The sequence below is a fragment of the Streptomyces showdoensis genome, from assembly GCF_039535475.1.
In the GTDB taxonomy this organism is placed as follows: Bacteria; Actinomycetota; Actinomycetes; order Streptomycetales; family Streptomycetaceae; genus Streptomyces; species Streptomyces showdoensis.
Genome location: NZ_BAAAXG010000026.1, coordinates 1,685,136 through 1,704,585, shown reverse-complemented (window position 1 = coordinate 1,704,585; position 19,450 = coordinate 1,685,136). Strand labels below are relative to the sequence as shown.

The window sequence follows — 19,450 nt, the reverse complement described above, 5'->3', positions numbered from 1 at the left end:
GGCAGCCGCCGGCCTCACCGCCGTACACAACGCGGAAGCCCCGTAGATCTTTCGATCTACGGGGCTTCCGTCTGGTGCGCGAGGGGGGAGTTGAACCCCCACGCCCTTTCGGGCACTGGAACCTGAATCCAGCGCGTCTGCCTATTCCGCCACCCGCGCATTGGGTGATCTCCGAGCTTCTTGGCTTTTTGGCCCGTCCGCCTGGCGACATCTGAAGATTAGCACGTCGGCGGCGGTGGATTCACATCCGTTGTTTCGCCCCCGCCTGGGATGACGAGGAGAGGGGAGGGAGAGGGAAGGAAGAGGGAAGGGCGAGCCGGCAGAGCCGGGGAGGCCGGGGCGAGACGAGGAGACACGGACGGGACGGGCGAGGCGGGCAGCGGAGAGGCGGGCAGCGGAGAGGCGGGCAGCGGAGAGGCGAGGAGAGGCGGGCAGCTGTGAGGCGGACGGGAGGAAGCGGAGTGCGGGGACGGCCGCGAGGGCCGCGAGGGGGACGAGTGACGCAAGGGGCCCTCCTGCTCCGAGGCCGCGTGCGGGACACTGTCCACAGGCCGCCTCTACGATCCGTGGGGAAGGTCCGCCGAAAGTCTGCGAAAGGTCTGCGGAAGGTCTGTGAGAGGTGACACTCGTCCACAGGGCAGAGAAGGGGAACCAGCCGATTTCCCGACGCGTGGATACGATCAGTAAGCAGTACCAGGACGACAACGACGGAGGAGGTGCCCCATGGGAGTCCTGAAGAGGTTCGAGCAGCGACTCGAAGGTCTGGTCAACGGCACCTTCGCCAAGGTCTTCAAGTCCGAGGTCCAGCCCGTCGAGATCGCCGGCGCGCTCCAGCGCGAGTGCGACAACAACGCGACGATCTGGAACCGCGAGCGGACCGTCGTCCCCAACGACTTCATCGTGGAGCTGAGCGCGCCGGACTACGAGCGCCTCAGCCCCTACTCGGGTCAGCTCGGCGACGAGCTCGCCGGTCTGGTCCGGGACTACGCCAAGCAGCAGCGGTACACCTTCATGGGGCCGATCAAGGTCCACCTGGAGAAGGCCGAGGACCTCGACACCGGTCTGTACCGGGTGCGCAGCCGTACGCTCGCGTCGAGTTCGTCACAGCAGCAGCCGCCGCAGAACGCCGGCGGGGGCTTCCCGCAGGCGCCGCAGGGTCACCAGCAGCAGCCGGCCCGCGGGGGCTACGGCTACCCGCCCGCCGGCGGGCCGGCCGGTGCCCCGCCGATGCCCGCGGCTCCGCCGCCGGGTGCCCCGGCCATGCCCGGGCACCGTCCGACGGCTCCGGCCACGGCCCGCCCCGGCGGCCCGGCCGCCGCGTCCGGCGCGGCGGGTGCGGGCGGCCAGGTGCGCCGCTGGATCGAGATCAACGGCACCCGTCATCAGATTTCCCGCCCGACTCTGGTCCTCGGCCGCAGCACCGACGCGGACGTGAGGATCGACGATCCCGGCGTCTCCCGCCGGCACTGCGAGATCCGGACCGGAACGCCCTCGACGATCCAGGATCTCGGGTCCACCAACGGCATCGTGGTGGACGGGCAGCACACCACCCGCGCTACGCTCCGCGACGGCTCGCGGATCGTCGTGGGCAGCACCACCATCGTTTACCGGCAAGCCGAAGGGTGAAGCGGGGGCAATGTCAGAGCTGACCCTGACGGTCATGCGGTTGGGTTTCCTGGCCGTTCTGTGGCTGTTCGTGATCGTGGCCGTCCAGGTCATCCGTAGTGACCTGTTCGGCACGCGGGTCACCCAGCGCGGTTCGCGCCGCCAGGAGGCGCGTCCGCAGCAGAACGCGCGGCAGGCGGCGCCTCCGCAGCAGCGCGGCCAGCAGCAGGCCGCGAGCGGCGGTGGCGGGCGGCAGCGCCGCGGCGCCCCGACCAAGCTCGTCGTCTCCGAGGGCACCCTCACCGGCACGACGGTCGCCCTGCAGGGGCAGACCATCACGCTGGGCCGGGCCCACGACTCGACGATCGTGCTGGACGACGACTACGCCTCGAGCCGGCACGCCAGGATCTACCCGGACCGGGACGGCCAGTGGATCGTCGAGGATCTCGGGTCCACGAACGGCACGTACCTCGACCGGACCCGTCTCACCACCGCGACGCCGATTCCGCTGGGCGCGCCGATCCGCATCGGCAAGACCGTCATCGAGCTGCGGAAGTAGTGCTACATCATGAGTGAGCGCGAACGGAGCATGCGCGCCGGGACGGTCCCCACGACGGACCGCCCCCGGCAGCGTCTGGCGGCCCGGGCAGCGGGCCAGGGCGGGTACGGGCTCCCGACCGGAGGGTGGGCAGTGTGGCTCGAGACCGGCGGCACCCCGAGGCGGCGCCGACAGGGCAGGTGCGCATGAGCCTGTCACTGCGTTTCGCCGCGGGCTCGCACAAGGGCATGATCCGCGAGGGCAACGAGGACTCCGGTTACGCCGGTCCCCGGCTGCTCGCCATCGCCGACGGCATGGGCGGCCAGGCCGCCGGTGAGGTCGCCTCGTCCGAGGTGATCTCCACCCTGGTGACGCTCGACGACGACGTCCCCGGCTCCGACATCCTCACCTCGCTCGGTACGGCGGTGCAGCGCGCCAACGACCAGCTGAGGATGATGGTCGAGGAGGACCCGCAGCTGGAGGGCATGGGCACGACGCTCACCGCCCTGCTGTGGACGGGCCAGCGCCTCGGCCTGGTGCACGTCGGCGACTCGCGCGCCTATCTGCTGCGCGACGGCGTGCTCACGCAGATCACGCAGGACCACACCTGGGTGCAGCGGCTCGTCGACGAGGGCCGGATCACCGAGGAGGAGGCGACGACGCATCCGCAGCGTTCGCTGCTGATGCGGGCGCTGGGCAGCGGCGATCACGTCGAGCCCGACCTCTCCATCCGTGAGGTGCGGGCCGGTGACCGCTACCTGGTCTGCTCCGACGGCCTGTCGGGCGTGGTCTCGCACCAGACGCTCGAGGAGACCCTCGCCAGCTACCAGGGCCCGCAGGAGACCGTGCAGGAGCTGATCCAGCTCGCGCTGCGCGGCGGCGGCCCGGACAACATCACGGTGATCGTCGCCGACGTCCTGGACGTCGACGGCGGCGACACCCTCGCCGGTCACCTCAGCGACACCCCCGTGATCGTGGGCGCGGTCGCCGAGAACCAGGCGCAGCTGAACGACGGCGGTGCGATGCACACGCCCGCGGGCCGTGCCTCCGGGCTCGGCCGGCCGGCGCCGCACCAGCAGCCGCCGGCCGGCGGCTTCGGCCCGCCCGGCAGCGGTGACGACCACGGGTACGGCGGGATGCCGCCGCAGGGTTCCTTCGGTGCGTACGTCGACGACGACTTCGTGAAGCCGCGGTCCGCGGGCCGTAGATGGCTCAAGCGGTCCTTCCTGCTGGTGCTGGCACTCGCCGTGGTCGGCGGTGCGCTGTACGGCGGGTGGCGCTGGACGCAGACGCAGTACTTCGTGGGCTCGAAGGACGAGCACGTGGCGCTGTACCGGGGCATCAGCCAGGACCTGGCGTGGGTGAAGCTCTCGGAGGTCGAGAAGGACCATCCCGAGATCGAACTCAAGTACCTGCCGGAGTACCAGCGCAAGCAGGTCGAGGACACCATCGCCGGCGGCAGCCTCGGCAAGGCGCAGACGAAGATCTCCGAGCTCGCGGTGCAGGCCTCGGCCTGCAAGAAGACGGAGGAGCGCCGCAAGGCCGCCGCCTCCGCCGCGGACAAGGCGAGCACGCCGCCGCCCACCACGGACGGCGCCGCGTCCCCGAACTCCAAGCCCACCACAGCCGCACCGTCCCCGGGTCCGACCCTGTCCGCGGAGGAGCAGAAGCTGGCCTCGAACTGCGGCAAGCAGTAGGCAGACCCGTAGGGGGCCTTTCACCACCATGAGCGTTGTCACCAACACGACCACGATCGGCGCCATCGAGGCGCCGAGCCGCCGGAACACCGAGCTGGCGCTGCTGGCGTTCGCCGTCGCCATCCCGGTCTTCGCGTACCTGAACGTCGGTCTGGCGATCGACGGCAAGGTGCCGCCCGGCATGCTCGGTTACGGGGCGGGCCTGACCCTGCTCGCGGGCGTCGCGCACCTCGTGGTGCGCAAGTTCGCGCCGTACGCCGACCCGCTGCTGCTGCCGCTGGGCACGCTGCTCAACGGGCTCGGCCTGGTCCTGATCTGGCGGCTGGACCAGTCGCCGCGGCTGATCCAGCGGGCGACGAGCGCGTACGGCTCGTTCAGCCCGGACGCGCCGAAGCAGATGCTGTACTCGGCGATCGGCATCGCCATGTTCGTCGGCGTGCTCCTGGTCCTGAAGGACCACCGGGTGCTGCAGCGCTACACGTACATCTCGATGGTGGCGGCCCTGGTGCTGCTGCTGCTGCCGCTGGTGCCGGGTCTCGGTTCTGACGTCTTCGGCGCCAAGATCTGGATCAACGTCGCCGGTTTCTCCATCCAGCCCGGTGAGTTCGCGAAGCTGGTCCTGGCCGTGTTCTTCTCCGGCTATCTGATGGTGAAGCGGGACGCGCTGGCGCTGGCGAGCCGCCGGTTCATGGGGCTGTACCTGCCGCGTGGCCGTGACCTCGGTCCGATCGTGACGATCTGGGCGGTCAGCCTCCTCATCCTGGTCTTCGAGAACGACCTGGGTACGTCGCTGCTGTTCTTCGGCATGTTCGTGATCATGCTGTACGTGGCGACGGAGCGGACCAGCTGGATCGTCATCGGTCTGCTGATGTCCGCGGGCGGTGCGGTGGTCGTGGGTTCGACCGCGAGCCACGTGCAGTCGCGTGTGGCCGCCTGGCTGGACCCGTTCGGCTGCCTGAAGACGGCGCCCGAGGGCAGCAACATGGCCAACGCCTGTGACCAGATGACGCAGGTGCTGATGTCCTTCGGTTCCGGCGGCATCCTCGGCACCGGTCTCGGCCAGGGCAACTCGGACCTGATCGGCTTCGCCGCGAACTCCGACTTCATCTTCGCCACGGTCGGCGAGGAGCTGGGTCTGGCTGGCGTCATGGTCTTCCTGCTGCTGTACGGCCTGATCATCGAGCGCGGTGTGCGCACGGCCCTCGCGGCCCGCGACCCGTTCGGCAAGCTCCTCGCGATGGGTCTGTCCGGCGCGTTCGCGCTGCAGGTCTTCGTCGTCGCCGGCGGTGTGATGGGGCTCATCCCGCTGACCGGTATGACGATGCCGTTCCTCGCTTACGGTGGTTCGTCCGTGATCGCCAACTGGGCGCTGATCGGTGTGCTGATCCGGATCAGCGACACCGCGCGGCGTCCCGCGCCCTCCCCCGCCCCGAACCCCGACGCCGAGATGACGCAGGTGGTCCGTCCGTGAACAAGCCGCTGCGCCGGGTCGCGATCTTCTGCGGCCTGCTGGTCCTCGCCCTGCTGCTGCGGGACAACTGGCTCCAGTACGTCCGTGCCGACGAGCTCAACGCGCACCCGAAGAACAAGCGGGTCACGATCGAGCGGTACTCCAACAAGCGGGGCAACATCATCGTGGACGGCAAGCCGATCACCGGCTCCGTCGACTCCGGTGACAACTTCTACGCGTACAAGCGGACGTACGTGGACGGCGCCATGTGGGCGCCGGTGACGGGGTACGCCTCGCAGGCCTTCGACGCCAACCAGATCGAGAAGATCGAGGACGGCATCCTCACCGGCAACGACGACCGGCTGTTCTTCGACCGCACGCTGGCGATGTTCACGGGCGAGAAGAAGAAGGGCGGCGACGTCGTCACGACCCTGAGCGGGGCCGCGCAGCGGGCCGCGTTCAAGGGGCTCGGCAACAAGACGGGCGCGGTCGTCGCGATCGAGCCGTCGACGGGCAAGATCCTGGCGCTGGCCTCCACCCCGTCGTACGACCCGGCCTCCTTCGCCGGCTACCACGACAAGGACGCCAAGGCGTGGCAGGCGCTGGAGAAGGACAAGAACAAGCCCAAGCTGAACCGCGCGCTGCGCGAGATCTACCCGCCCGGCTCCGTCTTCAAGGTCGTCACGGCCGCGGCGGCGCTGGAGAGCGGCAAGGTCACGGACATCAACGCGCCGACGGACACCCCCGAGGGCTGGAAGATCCCGCTCTCCACGCTGCCGATGAAGAACCACGCCGGCGGCTGTGCCAACGCGACGCTGAACGACGCGCTGAGGGTCTCCTGCAACTCGGTGTTCGCGAAGCTCGGTGACGACGTCGGCCGCGACAAGATGGTCGAGATGGCGGAGAAGTTCGGTTTCAACGCCGAGCAGTTCACGCCGGTCCGCTCCGCCGCCTCCGTGTACGACAAGAAGGCCGACCGCGGTGGCAACGCGCTGTCGTCGATCGGCCAGTTCAACACGGCGACGACCCCGCTGCAGATGGCGATGGTGACGGCGGCGATCGCCAACGACGGCAAGCTGATGAAGCCGTACATGATCGACCAGCTGCGGGCGCCGAACCTGGACATCATCAAGAAGAACGAGCCGGAGGAGCTGAGCCGTCCGGTCTCGCAGCGCACCGCGCAGCAGCTGCAGGAGATGATGGAGAACGTCGTCGAGAACGGCACCGGCGGCAACGCGGCGCTGGACATGGACGGCGTGAAGGTCGGCGGCAAGACGGGTACGGCGCAGCACGGCGAGAAGAACGCCAAGCGTCCCTACGCGTGGTTCATCTCGTACGCCAAGACGGCCCAGGGTTCGCCGGTCGCCGTGGCGGTCGTGGTGGAGGACTCGGCGGGTACGGACCGTGAGGACATCTCCGGTGGCGGCCTGGCCGCCCCGATCGCGAAGGCCGTGATGAAGGCGGTCCTGAAGAGCAAGGGCTGAGCCGGTCCCGCGGTCCGGGGCCGGATACCGGTCGGGTATCAGGTGGCGGCCGACGGACGAAGCGTCGTCCCGCGGCCGGTAGCGTATGCGCGAACAGCACACACCGCCGGACCACACACGGGTGCGGTCGGGACAGACGGAGAGGGCTGGAGTAGCTATGGAAGAGCCGCGTCGCCTCGGCGGCCGGTACGAGCTGGGCTCGGTGCTCGGCCGTGGTGGCATGGCCGAGGTCTACCTCGCGCACGACACCCGGCTCGGCCGCACCGTCGCCGTGAAGACGCTGCGGGCGGACCTCGCCCGTGACCCGTCCTTCCAGGCCCGGTTCCGCCGGGAGGCCCAGTCCGCCGCCTCGCTCAACCACCCGGCGATCGTCGCGGTCTACGACACCGGCGAGGACTACGTCGACGGCGTCTCCATTCCGTACATCGTGATGGAGTACGTGGACGGCTCGACGCTGCGTGAGCTGCTTCACTCCGGGCGCAAGCTGCTGCCCGAGCGGACGCTGGAGATGACCGTCGGCATCCTCCAGGCGCTGGAGTACTCGCACCGCGCCGGGATCGTGCACCGGGACATCAAGCCGGCGAACGTGATGCTGACCCGCACCGGTCAGGTCAAGGTCATGGACTTCGGCATCGCCCGCGCCATGGGCGACTCGGGCATGACGATGACGCAGACCTCCGCGGTGATCGGCACGGCCCAGTACCTCTCCCCGGAGCAGGCCAAGGGCGAGCAGGTCGACGCCCGCTCCGACCTGTACTCCACCGGTTGCCTGCTGTACGAGCTGCTGACGGTGCGGCCGCCGTTCATCGGCGACTCGCCGGTCGCCGTCGCGTACCAGCACGTGCGGGAGGAGCCGCAGCCGCCGAGCGTCTTCGACCCCGAGATCACGCCCGAGATGGACGCCATCGTCCTGAAGGCGCTGGTCAAGGACCCCGACTACCGCTACCAGTCCGCCGACGAGATGCGCGCCGACATCGAGGCCTGCCTCGACGGCCAGCCCGTCGCGGCGACCGCCGCCATGGGCGCGGTCGGCTACGGCGGCGGCTACGGCGGCTACCCGGAGGACCAGCCGACGACGGCCCTGCGCCAGGCGGACCCGGCCGGCCAGACGACGATGCTGCCCCCGGTGAACGGGGACGACGGCGGCTACGGCGGGTACGACGACCGCCGGGGCGACCGGCGCCGGCAGAAGAAGTCCAACACCTCGACGATCCTGCTGATCCTGGCGGGGCTCCTGGTGCTGGTGGGTGCGATCTTCATCGGTGTCTCGATCTTCGACAAGAAGGACGGGGCCCAGCAGGTCGTGATCCCGCAGTTCGTCGGCAAGACGCTGAAGGAGGCGGAGCGCCTCGCGCCCAATGCGCAGGTGAAGGTCGCGCAGTCCGGCACCGAGCGCTGCGACCAGCCGAAGGGCACGATCTGCAGCCAGACGCCGGTGGCGGACGGCACGGCGAAGATGAACGTCGACGAGACCATCTCCGTCGTCGTCTCCGAGGGCGCGCCGCAGATCGAGGTCCCTGACGTCACGGAGAAGCAGCAGGCGAACGCCGAGGAGGTACTGCGCGGCAAGGGCTTCCAGGTCGTCGTGCAGACCGAGGAGTCCGACGAGGACCCGGGCAAGGTCCTGAAGCAGGACCCCCAGGGCGGTACGCCGGCGGAGAAGAACTCCAAGGTCACGATCACGGTGGCGAAGAAGCAGAAGTCGCAGCTGCCGGACGTCACCAGCCGCACGTACGACGTGGCGGTGCAGCAGCTCCAGGTGCTCGGCTTCACGAACGTCTCCCGCCAGGACGTGGACTCGGACCAGCCGATGGGCACGGTCATCAGCCAGAGCCCGAACGGGAACACGGACCAGCCCAAGGACGTCCAGGTCGTGCTGAAGGTCTCCAAGGGCCCGCAGCAGCAGACCCAGCCGATCCCGCTGGTCACGGGCATGACCCTGGACCAGGCCCGGGCGACGCTCGCGGCCTTCGGCTACCAGCTCGGCAACGTGGACGGCCCCAACAGCGGCGACGCCCGGGTCAAGGAGCAGGACCCGCAGCCCGGCGCGCAGGGCCAGCCGAACCAGGCGATCAACGTGAAGACGGAGAAGGACGGCGGCGGCGGCTGGTTCGGTTAGGACCCCGCACGCACCACCGCATGACGTAAGCCCCGGCATCCTGGATGCCGGGGCTTACGTCGTCGGCAGCGGGTGCCGGGCGGGCGTTCCGTGCGCGCTAGCGCAGCTCCGCCGGCGGGGTGCGGTTCGCGTCGACCTTCTCGGTGCGCTCCAGCTCGCCCCAGACGATGTAGCGGTAGTCCGAGGTGTACATGGGGGTGCAGGTCGTCAGGGTGATGTAGCGGCCCGGGCGGGTCTTGCCGGACTCCTTGGGGACGGGCTGGAGGACGTCCACGTTGTACTTCGTGGTCTCCGGGAGCGTCTTGTAGACCTTGTAGACGTACCAGGTGTCCTTGGACTCGAAGACGATCGAGTCGCCGTTCTTCATCTTGTGGATGTTGTGGAACTTCGCGCCGTGCCCGTCCCGGTGCGCGGCGAGCGTGAAGTTGCCCTGCTTGTCCTGCGGCAGCGCCGACTTGATCGGGTCGGTGTAGTAGCCGGCGACGCCGTTGTTGAGGACCTCGCTGTCGGTGCCCTTCTTCACGAGCACCTCGCCGTCGCCCATGGCCGGGACGTGCAGGAAGCCGATGCCGTCCTTGGTGTCGAGCGCGCCGGGGCCACTGGCCCAGTGGTCGCGGACCTGGTCGCCGTCCTTGTCGGCGGCGCGGTCGGCGATGACGTTGGTCCACCACAGCGAGTAGACGACGAAGAGGCCGAGGACCAGGCCGGCGGTGATGAGGAGTTCGCCGAAGAGGCTGATCAGCCCGGCGATCCGGTTGCGCGCACGTGACACTGGGTCGTCCCGTCGAAAAAGTGGGTGGTCTCGGTGGGGCTCAGCCTACGAGCGCGTCCGGCTTCCCCTTGCTGCGCGGGCGTTCGTCGACCAGCTTTCCCCACACGATCATGCGGTACGTGCTCGTGAACTCGGGCGTGCAGGTGGTCAACGTGATGTAGCGGCCCGGCTTCGTGAAACCGGAACCCTTCGGGACGGGTTCGATGACCGAGACGTTCGACGGCGAGGTCTGCGGCAGGATGCTCGCCATCTCGTACGTGTAGTACGCGTCCTGCGTCTCGACGACGATCGGGTCGCCGGGCTTGAGCTGGTTGATGTACCGGAACGGCTCGCCGTGGGTGTTGCGGTGGCCGGCGACGGCGAAGTTGCCCTGCTTGTCGCCGGGCATGGCGGTCTTCAGCTTGCCCTCGCCGTAGTGGCCGACCAGGCCCTTGTCGAGGACCTTGGTCTTGCTGATGCCCTCGGCGATGGGGGCGACCACGTCCAGCTTGGGGATGTACATGATGGCGAAGCCCTGGCCGGGCTCGAAGGCGTCGGGGCGGCTCTCGCCCTGCTGCCAGGAGTTCTCGATCTGCGCCTTGGCCCGGTCGGTCTGCTGGCCGGCGCGGACGTTGGTCCACCACAGCTGGTAGGTGACGAAGAGCAGCATGACGACGCCGAAGGTGATGAAGAGCTCGCCGACGACCCGGCTGAGGACGACGCCGATGCTGTCCTTGGCGGCGCGGGCGGCCCGCCGGGCCTCGACCCGGGAGAGCGGGGCCGCGGTCTGCTGGGGCGCGGCGTCGGGCTCGGGGGCGCGTCCCTTGCGGCGGGCGGCGCGGCGCCGTTCGGCGCGGCCGGGCCCGGGCAGCGGAGCGGCGCCCTCGTCGGCGGGGCGGGGGTCGGCCGGCCCGTCCGGGGCCGGGGCGTCGTCGTAGTCCGGTGCCTCGTACGTCGGCGCCTCGTACGCCGGAGCGTCGTGGGCGGGGGTGTCGTAGGCCTGCCGGCCATGGGTCGGCCGGTCATAGGCCGGCGGGTCGTAGGCCGCGGTGTCGTAGGCAGGAGTGTCGTACGTCGGGGTGTCGTACGTCGGGGTGTCGTACGTCGGGGTGTCGTACGTCGGCACCTCGCGCACCGGCTCGTAGGACCCCGCGTAAGCCCCCTCGTACGCCCCCTGGGGCGTCTGGGGCGGCTGGGGGCCCAGATGTGCCTCGGGGCCCGGTATCGCCTCGTAGACGGCCGTCTCGGCCTCGTACGCGGGCGGTACGGGTCCGGGGGCGTAGCCGTGCGGGGGTACGGGTGCGGGGGCGGGCGTCCCCTGGGGGTACGGCTCGCCCTCCGGTCCGTCCGTCGCCCGGAACCACGGCGACCCGCTCGTCACGCGACGGCCTTGCCCACCACCGGCGCGAGTCCCGCCGACCTCGCCACGGCCCCCTTGTCGCCGCACTGCTCCAGCCAGTTGGCGAGCATCAGGTGACCGTGCTCGGTGAGCACCGACTCGGGGTGGAACTGCACGCCCTCGACCGCCAGTTCACGGTGCCGCAGCCCCATGATGATGCCGTCCTCGGTGCGCGCGGTGACCTCCAGCTCGGCCGGCAGCGCGGCGGGCTCGGCGGCCAGCGAGTGGTAGCGGGTCGCGGTGAACGGCGAGGGCAGCCCGGCGAAGACGCCCTTGCCCTCGTGGCTGACCGGGGAGGTCTTGCCGTGCAGCAGCTCGGGCGCGCGGTCGACGACCCCGCCGTAGGCGACGGCCATCGACTGCATGCCGAGGCAGACGCCGAAGACCGGCACCCCGGTGGCGGCGCAGTGGCGGACCATGTCGATGCAGACCCCGGCCTGTTCGGGCGCGCCGGGCCCGGGCGACAGGAGCACGCCGTCGAAGCCGTCCTGGGCGTGGCTCAGTTCGACCTCGTCGTTGCGCAGCACCTCGCACTCGGCACCGAGCTGGTAGAGGTACTGGACGAGGTTGAAGACGAAGCTGTCGTAGTTGTCGACGACGAGAATCCGTGCGCTCACTGGCCGTCCACCGTCACATCGTTGAACGGAAGCAGCGGCTCCGCCCAGGGGAACACGTACTGGAAGAGGACGTAGACGGCCCCGAGGACCAGCACGACCGAGATCAGTGCCCTTATCCAGGCGTTGCCCGGCAGATGCCGCCAGATCCATCCGTACATGACGTCCGCTGCCCCTTCCGTTCGTTACGGGGACCAGAGTACGGGGCGCGGGGGCGGCCGGGGGTCAGCTGTCCAAAGCCTGTGGACGGCCGTCGGTCACCGGCTGGGTGGCGTCCAGGTGCGCCCAGGCGATCAGACGGTGGCTGCTGCCCCACTCGGGGTCGCAGGTGGTGAGGGTGAGGTAGCGGCCGGGCCCGTCGAAGCCCGACTTCCCGGGCACCGGGTCGATGACGCCGATGTCGGTGGGCACCGTCCGGTAGGGCTCGCGGTCGATCCGGTACGTGTACCAGGTGGTGCCGTCGGTGAGGACGACGGCGTCGCCGCGGCGCAGCCGGGGGAAGTCCTTGAAGGGGTCGCCGTAGGTGCGCCGGTGGCCGGCGACGGCGAAGTTCCCGGTGCCGCCGAGGCGGGCGGTGCCGGCGTAGTGGCCGAGGCCCTTCTTCAGGGTGCCGGCCGCGGTGCCCTCCAGGACGGGCCACTCCCAGTCCCTGCCGAGCCGGGGCACGTACATCACGGCGAAGCCCTTGCCGGCCGTGTACGGCTTCGGGGGCGCCGCCGCGCGGGGGGCGGCGGGCGCCTCGACCGGGCGGTCGACCCACTCCCGCTGGAGGGTGTCGAGCTGGCCCGCGGTGGCGGTGCCGGCCTGCACGCCGGTCCAGTACAGGACGTAGACGACGAAGAGGACGATCACGGCGCCGACGGTGATGCACAGCTCGCTGAAGCTCCGTACGGCCAGGCGCAGCGCCCGCGCCCCGGCCGGCCCGGCGGCCGGTCGCCCGGCGGTCCGCGCCCTCGTCCCCGCCGTCACGGCACCCCGGCTCCCCCCGGTCGGCGGACCGGTCAGCTCACCGGCTTCGCGTAGTGGAGGTCCACTGTGCCCGAGTAGCCGGGCAGAGTCACCGCCTTGTGCTCGTCGACTTTCCAGCCGAGGCCGTAGGCCTTCACGTACAGCCGGTAGTTCTGGATGGCGGGGGAGTCGGCGAGGGCCTTGTTCAGCTTGCCGCGGTCACCGACGGCGGTGATCTTGTAGGGCGGCGAGTAGACGCGGCCCTGGAGGATCAGGGTGTTGCCGACGCAGCGGACGGCGCTGGTGGAGATGAGCCGCTGGTCCATGACCTTGATGCCCTTGGCGCCGCCCTGCCAGAGCGCGTTGACGACGGCCTGCAGGTCCTGCTGGTGGATGACCAGGTCGTTGGCCTGCGGCTCCGGATAGCCGGGGGCGGCCTGGGCGTTCGGCGGGGCGTCGTCGAGGGTGACGGTGAGGCCGGGACCCGCGGTCTCGGCGGTGCCCGCGGAGGCCTCAAGGGCGCGCAGCCGCTCGTCCTGGGCCTCGGTGGAGCCGTCGTCGCGGGCGGCGAGGGCGTCCACCTGGCGGCGCAGGGCGGCGGTGGTCTCGTCGAGGCCGGCGTTCTTGTGGCTGCGCTCCTCGATCAGGTCCGAGAGCCTCAGGAGGGAGGCGTCGGTGCGCAGGTTGGTGCCCTTGGCGGTGTTGAAGCTGGTGACGAAGATCAGTCCGGCGAGGGCGAAAACGGCAGCGGTGAGCACCCGGACGGGGCGCCACCTCGTGGTTCGGCCCGGCCCTGCGGGAGTGTCGGCGGAATTGCTCAACGTACCCTGATCCCCTTCGGTGCCGCGGAACCACTACGCTAACGGACGCCCGGGGGACGCAGCGGTCCTCCTGCGTCACATCCCGGCGCCAGCCACAGTTCCCTGCGCGGTCACGCAGCGCATCGACAGGAGAGTCCCTCGTGCCGAAGTCACGGATCCGCAAGAAGGCCGACTACACGCCGCCGCCCGCCACCAAGCAGGCCGCCTCCATCAAGCTGACCAACCGCAGCTGGGTGGCGCCCGTGATGCTGGCGCTCTTCGCCATCGGGCTGGTGTGGATCGTGGTCTTCTACGTCACCGACGGCACGCTGCCGGTCAAGTCCATCAACAACTGGAACATCGTGGTCGGCTTCGGCTTCATCGCCGCGGGCTTCGGCGTCTCGACGCAGTGGAAGTAGCGGCTCACCCCGCCCCTCGTCAAGCTCTGCCCTGAGGTTATCCACAGCGTTGTGCACAGCACTGGATAACTTACGAAGATCTGTGGATAACTCCCACGGGGTTGACGCCGGTACGACCGCGAGAACGCCATCCGGGAAAGCTTTCGCCCCCCACTTCTGAGAGAAAACACCTGCTCAGAAGTGGGGGGCGTAGTCATGTCCAGACCAGAGTGGCCAAGCGGCCACGCACTGTGGATAACTCTGGGGAAAGCTTTCCCCGCGGCCCGTCCACAGCTCATCCACAGGCCGTCCGGCTCAGGTGAGCGCGGCGGTCCGGGCCAGCACGATCCCCAGGTCGATCAGCAGCACCAGCCCGCAGACCCCGTACTGCACCAGCTCCCGCCGTTCCCGCGGCGCGTGGACCATGGCGAAGGTGACCAGCGCTCCCCCGACCAGACCGCCGATGTGGGCCTCCCAGGAGATCCCCGGGCGGGTGAAGGTCAGCAGCAGCGACAGCGCCACGAAGAGGAAGACCGGGCGCATGTCGTAGCGCCGCCGACGGGCGAGCACCACCCAGGAGCCGATCAGGCCGTAGACGATGCCCGAGGCGCCCAGCGAGGCCTGGTTCGGGGCGTCGACCAGATAGACGAGCGCCGAGCCCGAGAGGCCCGAGAGCAGGCAGAGCAGGGTGTAGCGGATCCGGCCCAGCTCCGGCTCCACGATCCCGCCGATGACCCACAGGCCGATCATGTTGAAGAGGAAGTGCGGGATCTCCTGGTGCAGGAAGGCCGAGGTCAGCAGCCGGTACCACTCGCCGTCAGCGACCCCGACGACCTCGCCGAGCAGCGGGTTGTAGGCGTAGCCGATCATCACCAGCTGGTCCGTGAACCGGTCGCCGAGCACCTGGACCGCGATGAACAGCGCCAGGTTGATCCCGATCAGGATCTTGGTGACGAGCCGCCCGTCCGTCTCCACCCGGCCGCCCGCGAGCGTCCTGGGCCGGTTGGCGTCGGGCGCGTGACCGGTGCCGGAGCCGTTGCGCACGCAGTCGGGGCACTGGAAGCCGACGGACGCGGAGACCATGCACTGCGGGCAGATCGGCTTCTCGCAGCGGGTGCAGCGGATCCCGGTCTCGGTGTCCGGGTGGCGGTAGCAGCGCGGCAGACCGGACTGCGGGTCCATGAGGCGTCCTCCCGAGGACGAGGCGACTGGCGCGGGCGGGTGCGGCGGGTGCCACGGGTGTGGCGGGGCCAACAGACCGCCCCGCCCTCCAGACGGACGGGCGGGGCGCCAAGGTTCCCGTACACGGGGGGGGTACGGGCACGCACGGACCTACGACCACGAGCAGGTGTACGAGTACGGGCCGCCGGTCAGCGCGCCGGCAGCCGGCTTCAGCGCTTCTCGACGACGACGGACTCGATGACGACGTCCTCGACCGGGCGCTCCGTGCGCGGGTTGGTCTCGGCGGTCGCGATCGCGTCCACGACCTTCTTGCTCGCCTCGCCGACGACCTCGCCGAAGATCGTGTGCTTGCGGTTGAGCCAGGTCGTCGCGCCGACCGTGATGAAGAACTGCGAGCCGTTGGTGCCCGGTCCGGCGTTGGCCATCGCGAGCAGATAGGGCTTGTCGAAGAAGAGCTCCGGGTGGAACTCGTCGGCGAACTCGTAGCCGGGTCCGCCCGTGCCGTTCCCCAGCGGGTCGCCGCCCTGGATCATGAAGCCCTTGATCACCCGGTGGAAGACCGTGCCGTCGTAGAGCGGGGCCGTGGTGAGCGCGCCGGTCGCCGGGTCGGTCCACTCGCGCTCGCCCGTGGCGAGCTCGACGAAGTTCCTGACCGTCTTCGGGGCGTGGAACGGCAGCAGCCGAATCTCGATGTCACCCTGGCTGGTCTTCAGAGTCGCGTACAGCTGCTCGGCCACGATCCGCCTTCCTCCACACCTGTGCACCGGCGCGTCTGCGCCCGCGGGTCCGATCCTCGCATGCCCCGGATGCCAGCCCCGCATGCCGGACAGCGGTCGGACAGGCATGATTCCGAAAAGGATGGAAAGGTGAAAAACCGACATCGCCACCGAGGAGGAGGAATCCTGTGACCCGCATGGACAGCGTGCGCGCCGCGACAGGTTCGGCGAAGGAGAGCGTCCTGCACGCCGCGGAAGTGGTGGCGCCGTACGCGGAATCGGCCAGAGACCAGGCCGTGCAGTATGCGCAGGATGCGCGCGACAAGCTGGGCCCGAAGGTCTCGAAGGCCGCGTCGCAGGCTCGCGCTCAGGCGCGTCACCAGTACGACTGCCATGTCGCACCGCATGTACCGCCGCGGGTCGACGAGGCCGCGCATCGTGCGGCGGCCGTGACCCGCAAGGCCGCCCGTCAGGCGACCGACTACACCGTGCCGCGCGTCGAGCACGCGGTCGCCGCGACCGGTCCGGTCCTCGACGAGGCCGGGGCGCGTTCCGTCGCCGCCTGGGCCGCGCTGCGCGGGCAGGTGACGCCGAGGGACATCGAGAAGATCGTGAAGCATCAGGAGCGTCGGGCCAGGGCCGGACGCCTCGCCAAGGGTGTCGTGATCCTCGGCGTGCTGGCGGTGGGCGCGTTCTGCGCCTGGAGGTGGTGGGACAAGCAGGCCAACCCCGACTGGCTGGTCGAGCCGCCCGCTCCCACCGAGGTGGACGAGGAGACCGGGCTGTCGTCCGTCGACGACGGCGGTTCGTCACTCGATCCCGAGGTGGCGGCCAAGGAGGCCGACGCGGAGGCCACGGACCGCGACGAGGAGCGTCGCTGATCGCCGGCCGGTCGCCGTGCGGAGTACGGACGGACGCGGAGGGCGCGCGGATGATCCCGCGCGCCCTACGCGGCCGTCGCGGTCCGGTCGGCCTGCGTCGTGAGCGCCGCTCCGGTCAGGCCGTCGGTGCCGCGGGAGCCGGCCGGCTCCGTGCCGGTGAGCGGGGAGTCGGCGCGCAGGTGGCGGACGGCGGGGGAGGAACCGTGCGCCTCGGCGCCGATCCGCTGCTTGATGGTCGGCGGCAGGGCGCGGCCCTGCGTCGTGCGCCACTGATGGCTCCGCTGTGCCGGTACGGAGACGGCGGGACGCGCGGCGGTGGCGGTCCCGGCGCCACCGGCGACGGCCGGCTCCTCGCCCTGCTGGAGGGCGGGCTGCTGGGCGGCGGTGGCGGGGCTCGCCAGGCCGAGGGAGGCGAGCAGGGCGAAGAGGACGGAGATGAAGGCGGTCCAGAACTGCTTGACCTTGGCGGTTGCCATGACCCCTCACTTTCGTGACGTTGTGGGCGGTATCCGATTTCTCGGATGGTTCATTTCGGATTGCGCGCTTTTCGTACCTTCCTCATGATGTGTACGGGCGCCGCGATTCCCCGGAGCGACGCCGCGTCCGCGCAGTTCTTCCGATGAACACCACCCGTCCGGCTCAGCGGACCCCGGCCGGCTCCCCCACGCCCGGAAGCGCACCCGCAAGCGCACCCGGCACCGCGTCCGCCGCCCGCACGCGCTCCGCCCAGCGCACCGCCGGCCCCGTCGCCAGGCCCGCCACCAGGAAGATCCCGCCCAGGACCAGCCAGCCGGCCGCTCCCCAGCCGATCAGCAGCGTGGTGACGAGCAGCGGCCCGAGGGTCCTGGCGACGGGCACGCCGGTGCCGTAGAAGCCCTGGTACTGGCCGATCCGGTCGGCCGGCGCGAGTCCCAGCCCGATCTGCCACGACCCCGCCGAGTGGCGCATCTCCGCGACCACCTGGAGAACGGCGCCCAGCACGAGCACCGCGACCGTCGGGCCGGGCCCGAGGCCCACCGCCGTCACCGCGAACACCGCGCACGAGGCGAGCATCACCAGGCCGGAGCGCCCCACCGCCCGGGTGGCCTCGGCCGGCCCCGTCACCGAGCGCGCGGCCCGCACCTGGAAGAGCATGACCGCGCCCGTGTTGAGGACGAAGAGCGCCGACACCGTCCAGCCGGGCGCCGTGGTGCGCTCCACGATCCACAACGGCAGCGCCAGGCTGAGCAGCGGCAGCCGGAGCAGCAGCAGCGCGTTCAGGAGCGTGAGCAGGGCGTACGGGCGGTCCCGCAGCACCACCAGCCGGGCCGGGCCGCCGGCCGCGGCCCCCGTGCCCGGCACCGGCGGGAGCGCGCGCAGCACCAGGGCGCAGACGAGGAAGCCCAGCGCGTCGAGCGCGAGGACGGCGAGGTACGCGCCGCGCGTGCCGGCGTGCAGGGCGAGGCCGCCGAGCGCGGCGCCGACCGCGAGCCCCGCGTTCAGCGTGGCCTGCACCCTGGCCAGCATCCCCACCCGGGCGGCCGGCTCGACCAGCCCCGCGAGCAGGGCCTGGCGGGCGGCGGCGAGCCCGCTCTGGGCGGTGGCGTACACCGCGGCGGCGAGCAGGAAGGGCAGGAAGGAGCGGATGAGCAGGAAGGAGGCGACGGCCCCCGAGGTCGCCAGGGCGAGCCACACCGAGGTGCCGCGCGGCCCGCGCCGGTCGGCGAGGTGGCCGAGGGGCACCCCGGCGACCGAGCCGATGCCCCAGGCGAGGGCGAGCCCGGCGCCGATCTGCGCGGCGGAGAGCCCGACGACCAGGGAGAAGTAGAGGGCCGAGGTCACGTAGAAGGCGCCGTCGCCGACCGCGTTGGCGAGCTGGGCGAGGAGCAGCGCCCGGTGGGTTCGGGCGGAGGGCGTGGGCTTCGTCCCGGTGTTCGGCATGGACACGACGTTAGGGCCCGGTGGCCCAGGGGTCCCGGTCCATTCGCCCGCTCTCGAAGTGGGCCACTCACCCGCCCTCGAGGGCCTACGAGAAAACCCCTCCCGACCCACGTACGCGCAGGTCGGAAGGGGTCTCTCGATGAACTTCCGGAGTGGAGCCTAGGGGAGTCGAACCCCTGACATCTGCCATGCAAAGACAGCGCTCTACCAACTGAGCTAAGGCCCCGGAACGACAACAGAGTACCGGGTCACCCCCCGTATCCCGCAAAAGGATTGGGACTCCCCGTCGGCGACCACGCTCCGTAAGATGCTGATCGAGGTTCGCAGTGGCGAACCGCAGGGATGGGGAGAAGTAATGGATACAGCGCAGCAGGAAGCCACGGCCAGAGCCAGGGAGCTTCAGCGCAGTTGGTACGGGGAGCCGCTGGGGGCGCTCTTCCGTCGTCTGATCGACGATCTCGGGCTGAATCAGGCCAGGCTCGCGGCCGTGCTCGGTCTGTCGGCGCCCATGCTCTCCCAACTGATGAGCGGCCAGCGGGCCAAGATCGGCAACCCCGCGGTCGTCCAGCGCGTCCAGGCCCTCCAGGAGCTCGCCGGCCAGGTCGCCGACGGCAGCGTCAGCGCCGCCGAGGCCACCGACCGGATGGACGAGATCAAGAAGTCCCAGGGCGGCTCCGTCCTGACCGCCAGCGGCTCGGCCACGACCGGTGCGGGGGCGCCGACCGTGCGCCGGGTGGTCCGCGAGATCCAGTCACTGCTGCGCTCGGTCTCCGCGGCCGGCGACATCATCGACGCGGCGGACTCCCTCGCCCCGGCCCACCCCGAACTGGCAGAGTTCCTCCGGGTGTACGGCGCCGGGCGCACCGCGGACGCGGTCGCGCACTACGAGGCGCACCAGAACTGACGCCGGACGGCGGGGCGCCGCACGGCAGGGGGGGGCGGGCGCGG

General features: G+C 70.6%; 19 protein-coding genes and 2 tRNA genes. 9 read left to right on the top strand and 12 right to left on the bottom strand.

The genetic code is table 11. From position 1 onward, the window contains the following. Positions 1-72: 72 nt before the first annotated feature. Positions 73-159, bottom strand: a tRNA-Leu gene (locus ABD981_RS20720). A 564-nt stretch (positions 160-723) separates the two neighbouring features. On the opposite strand from ABD981_RS20720, the gene ABD981_RS20715 reads away from it, so the two are divergent. The 6 genes from ABD981_RS20715 to pknB all read left to right on the top strand — a co-directional run bounded on the left by ABD981_RS20715 (position 724) and on the right by pknB (position 8,893). Continuing rightward, positions 724-1,626 carry an FHA domain-containing protein gene (locus ABD981_RS20715; RefSeq protein ID WP_046908711.1) on the top strand — a complete coding sequence of 301 codons (903 nt, stop codon included), beginning with the start codon at positions 724-726 and terminating at the stop codon, positions 1,624-1,626. A 10-nt stretch (positions 1,627-1,636) separates the two neighbouring features. Next, positions 1,637-2,164, top strand: coding sequence for an FHA domain-containing protein FhaB/FipA (locus ABD981_RS20710; protein WP_046908710.1), 528 nt, complete (start codon positions 1,637-1,639; stop codon positions 2,162-2,164). A 185-nt stretch (positions 2,165-2,349) separates the two neighbouring features. Next, positions 2,350-3,840 (top strand): Stp1/IreP family PP2C-type Ser/Thr phosphatase, encoded by a 1,491-nt coding sequence (locus tag ABD981_RS20705; RefSeq protein ID WP_046908709.1) that lies wholly within the window; start codon positions 2,350-2,352, stop codon positions 3,838-3,840. A gap of 28 nt (positions 3,841-3,868) precedes the next feature. Further along, on the top strand, positions 3,869-5,311 hold the full coding sequence (locus tag ABD981_RS20700; RefSeq protein ID WP_046908708.1) for an FtsW/RodA/SpoVE family cell cycle protein: 1,443 nt from the start codon (positions 3,869-3,871) through the stop codon (positions 5,309-5,311). After that, complete coding sequence (locus ABD981_RS20695; RefSeq protein WP_046908707.1) at positions 5,308-6,774, top strand: peptidoglycan D,D-transpeptidase FtsI family protein; 1,467 nt, start codon at positions 5,308-5,310, stop codon at positions 6,772-6,774. Before ABD981_RS20700 ends, ABD981_RS20695 begins: the two co-directional genes overlap by 4 nt. 157 nt (positions 6,775-6,931) lie before the next feature. Beyond that, entirely contained in the window at positions 6,932-8,893 is a 1,962-nt protein-coding gene (gene pknB / locus ABD981_RS20690; protein ID WP_046908706.1) for a Stk1 family PASTA domain-containing Ser/Thr kinase, read from the top strand. A gap of 97 nt (positions 8,894-8,990) precedes the next feature. Here pknB and ABD981_RS20685 read toward each other — a convergent pair whose 3' ends face one another. From ABD981_RS20685 to ABD981_RS20660, 6 genes are all read right to left on the bottom strand, one after another. Beyond that, a complete protein-coding gene (locus tag ABD981_RS20685) occupies positions 8,991-9,665 on the bottom strand; it encodes a class E sortase (RefSeq protein ID WP_046908705.1) in 675 nt (224 codons plus the stop codon). Between the two features lie 40 nt (positions 9,666-9,705). Further along, the gene (locus tag ABD981_RS20680; protein WP_046908704.1) at positions 9,706-11,025 is read right to left on the bottom strand and encodes a class E sortase; all 1,320 of its coding nucleotides are present in this window, start codon (positions 11,023-11,025) and stop codon (positions 9,706-9,708) included. After that, entirely contained in the window at positions 11,022-11,660 is a 639-nt protein-coding gene (locus ABD981_RS20675; RefSeq protein WP_046908703.1) for an aminodeoxychorismate/anthranilate synthase component II, read from the bottom strand. Before ABD981_RS20675 ends, ABD981_RS20680 begins: the two co-directional genes overlap by 4 nt. Then, positions 11,657-11,818 carry a hypothetical protein gene (locus ABD981_RS20670; protein ID WP_046908702.1) on the bottom strand — a complete coding sequence of 54 codons (162 nt, stop codon included), beginning with the start codon at positions 11,816-11,818 and terminating at the stop codon, positions 11,657-11,659. The genes ABD981_RS20675 and ABD981_RS20670 overlap by 4 nt, the downstream gene beginning before the upstream one ends. A 64-nt stretch (positions 11,819-11,882) precedes the next feature. Next, the gene (locus ABD981_RS20665; RefSeq protein WP_046908728.1) at positions 11,883-12,560 is read right to left on the bottom strand and encodes a class E sortase; all 678 of its coding nucleotides are present in this window, start codon (positions 12,558-12,560) and stop codon (positions 11,883-11,885) included. A 98-nt stretch (positions 12,561-12,658) separates the two neighbouring features. Next, complete coding sequence (locus ABD981_RS20660; protein WP_205628196.1) at positions 12,659-13,426, bottom strand: DUF881 domain-containing protein; 768 nt, start codon at positions 13,424-13,426, stop codon at positions 12,659-12,661. Between the two features lie 140 nt (positions 13,427-13,566). Between ABD981_RS20660 and crgA the strand changes: the two genes are divergently transcribed. Beyond that, positions 13,567-13,824 carry a cell division protein CrgA gene (gene crgA / locus ABD981_RS20655; RefSeq protein ID WP_046908700.1) on the top strand — a complete coding sequence of 86 codons (258 nt, stop codon included), beginning with the start codon at positions 13,567-13,569 and terminating at the stop codon, positions 13,822-13,824. Positions 13,825-14,118: 294 nt separating this feature from the next. On the opposite strand, the gene ABD981_RS20650 is transcribed toward crgA, so the two are convergent. Together ABD981_RS20650 and ABD981_RS20645 are read right to left on the bottom strand one after the other, a co-directional pair. Continuing rightward, entirely contained in the window at positions 14,119-14,985 is an 867-nt protein-coding gene (locus ABD981_RS20650) for a rhomboid family intramembrane serine protease (protein ID WP_046908699.1), read from the bottom strand. A 209-nt stretch (positions 14,986-15,194) separates the two neighbouring features. After that, on the bottom strand, positions 15,195-15,722 hold the full coding sequence (locus ABD981_RS20645) for a peptidylprolyl isomerase (RefSeq protein ID WP_046908698.1): 528 nt from the start codon (positions 15,720-15,722) through the stop codon (positions 15,195-15,197). 167 nt (positions 15,723-15,889) lie between these two features. Here ABD981_RS20645 and ABD981_RS20640 point away from each other — a divergent pair, with 167 nt between their 5' ends. Next, positions 15,890-16,582, top strand: coding sequence for a DUF5324 family protein (locus ABD981_RS20640; protein ID WP_046908697.1), 693 nt, complete (start codon positions 15,890-15,892; stop codon positions 16,580-16,582). Between the two features lie 65 nt (positions 16,583-16,647). On the opposite strand, the gene ABD981_RS20635 is transcribed toward ABD981_RS20640, so the two are convergent. The 3 genes from ABD981_RS20635 to ABD981_RS20625 form a co-directional block, all read right to left on the bottom strand. Then, the gene (locus ABD981_RS20635; RefSeq protein ID WP_046908696.1) at positions 16,648-17,058 is read right to left on the bottom strand and encodes a DUF6344 domain-containing protein; all 411 of its coding nucleotides are present in this window, start codon (positions 17,056-17,058) and stop codon (positions 16,648-16,650) included. A gap of 163 nt (positions 17,059-17,221) precedes the next feature. Continuing rightward, the gene (locus ABD981_RS20630) at positions 17,222-18,502 is read right to left on the bottom strand and encodes an MFS transporter (protein ID WP_046908727.1); all 1,281 of its coding nucleotides are present in this window, start codon (positions 18,500-18,502) and stop codon (positions 17,222-17,224) included. A gap of 153 nt (positions 18,503-18,655) precedes the next feature. Beyond that, positions 18,656-18,728, bottom strand: a tRNA-Ala gene (locus tag ABD981_RS20625). Positions 18,729-18,857: 129 nt separating this feature from the next. Here ABD981_RS20625 and ABD981_RS20620 point away from each other — a divergent pair. Next, entirely contained in the window at positions 18,858-19,406 is a 549-nt protein-coding gene (locus ABD981_RS20620; protein ID WP_046908695.1) for a helix-turn-helix domain-containing protein, read from the top strand. Positions 19,407-19,450: the final 44 nt, after the last annotated feature.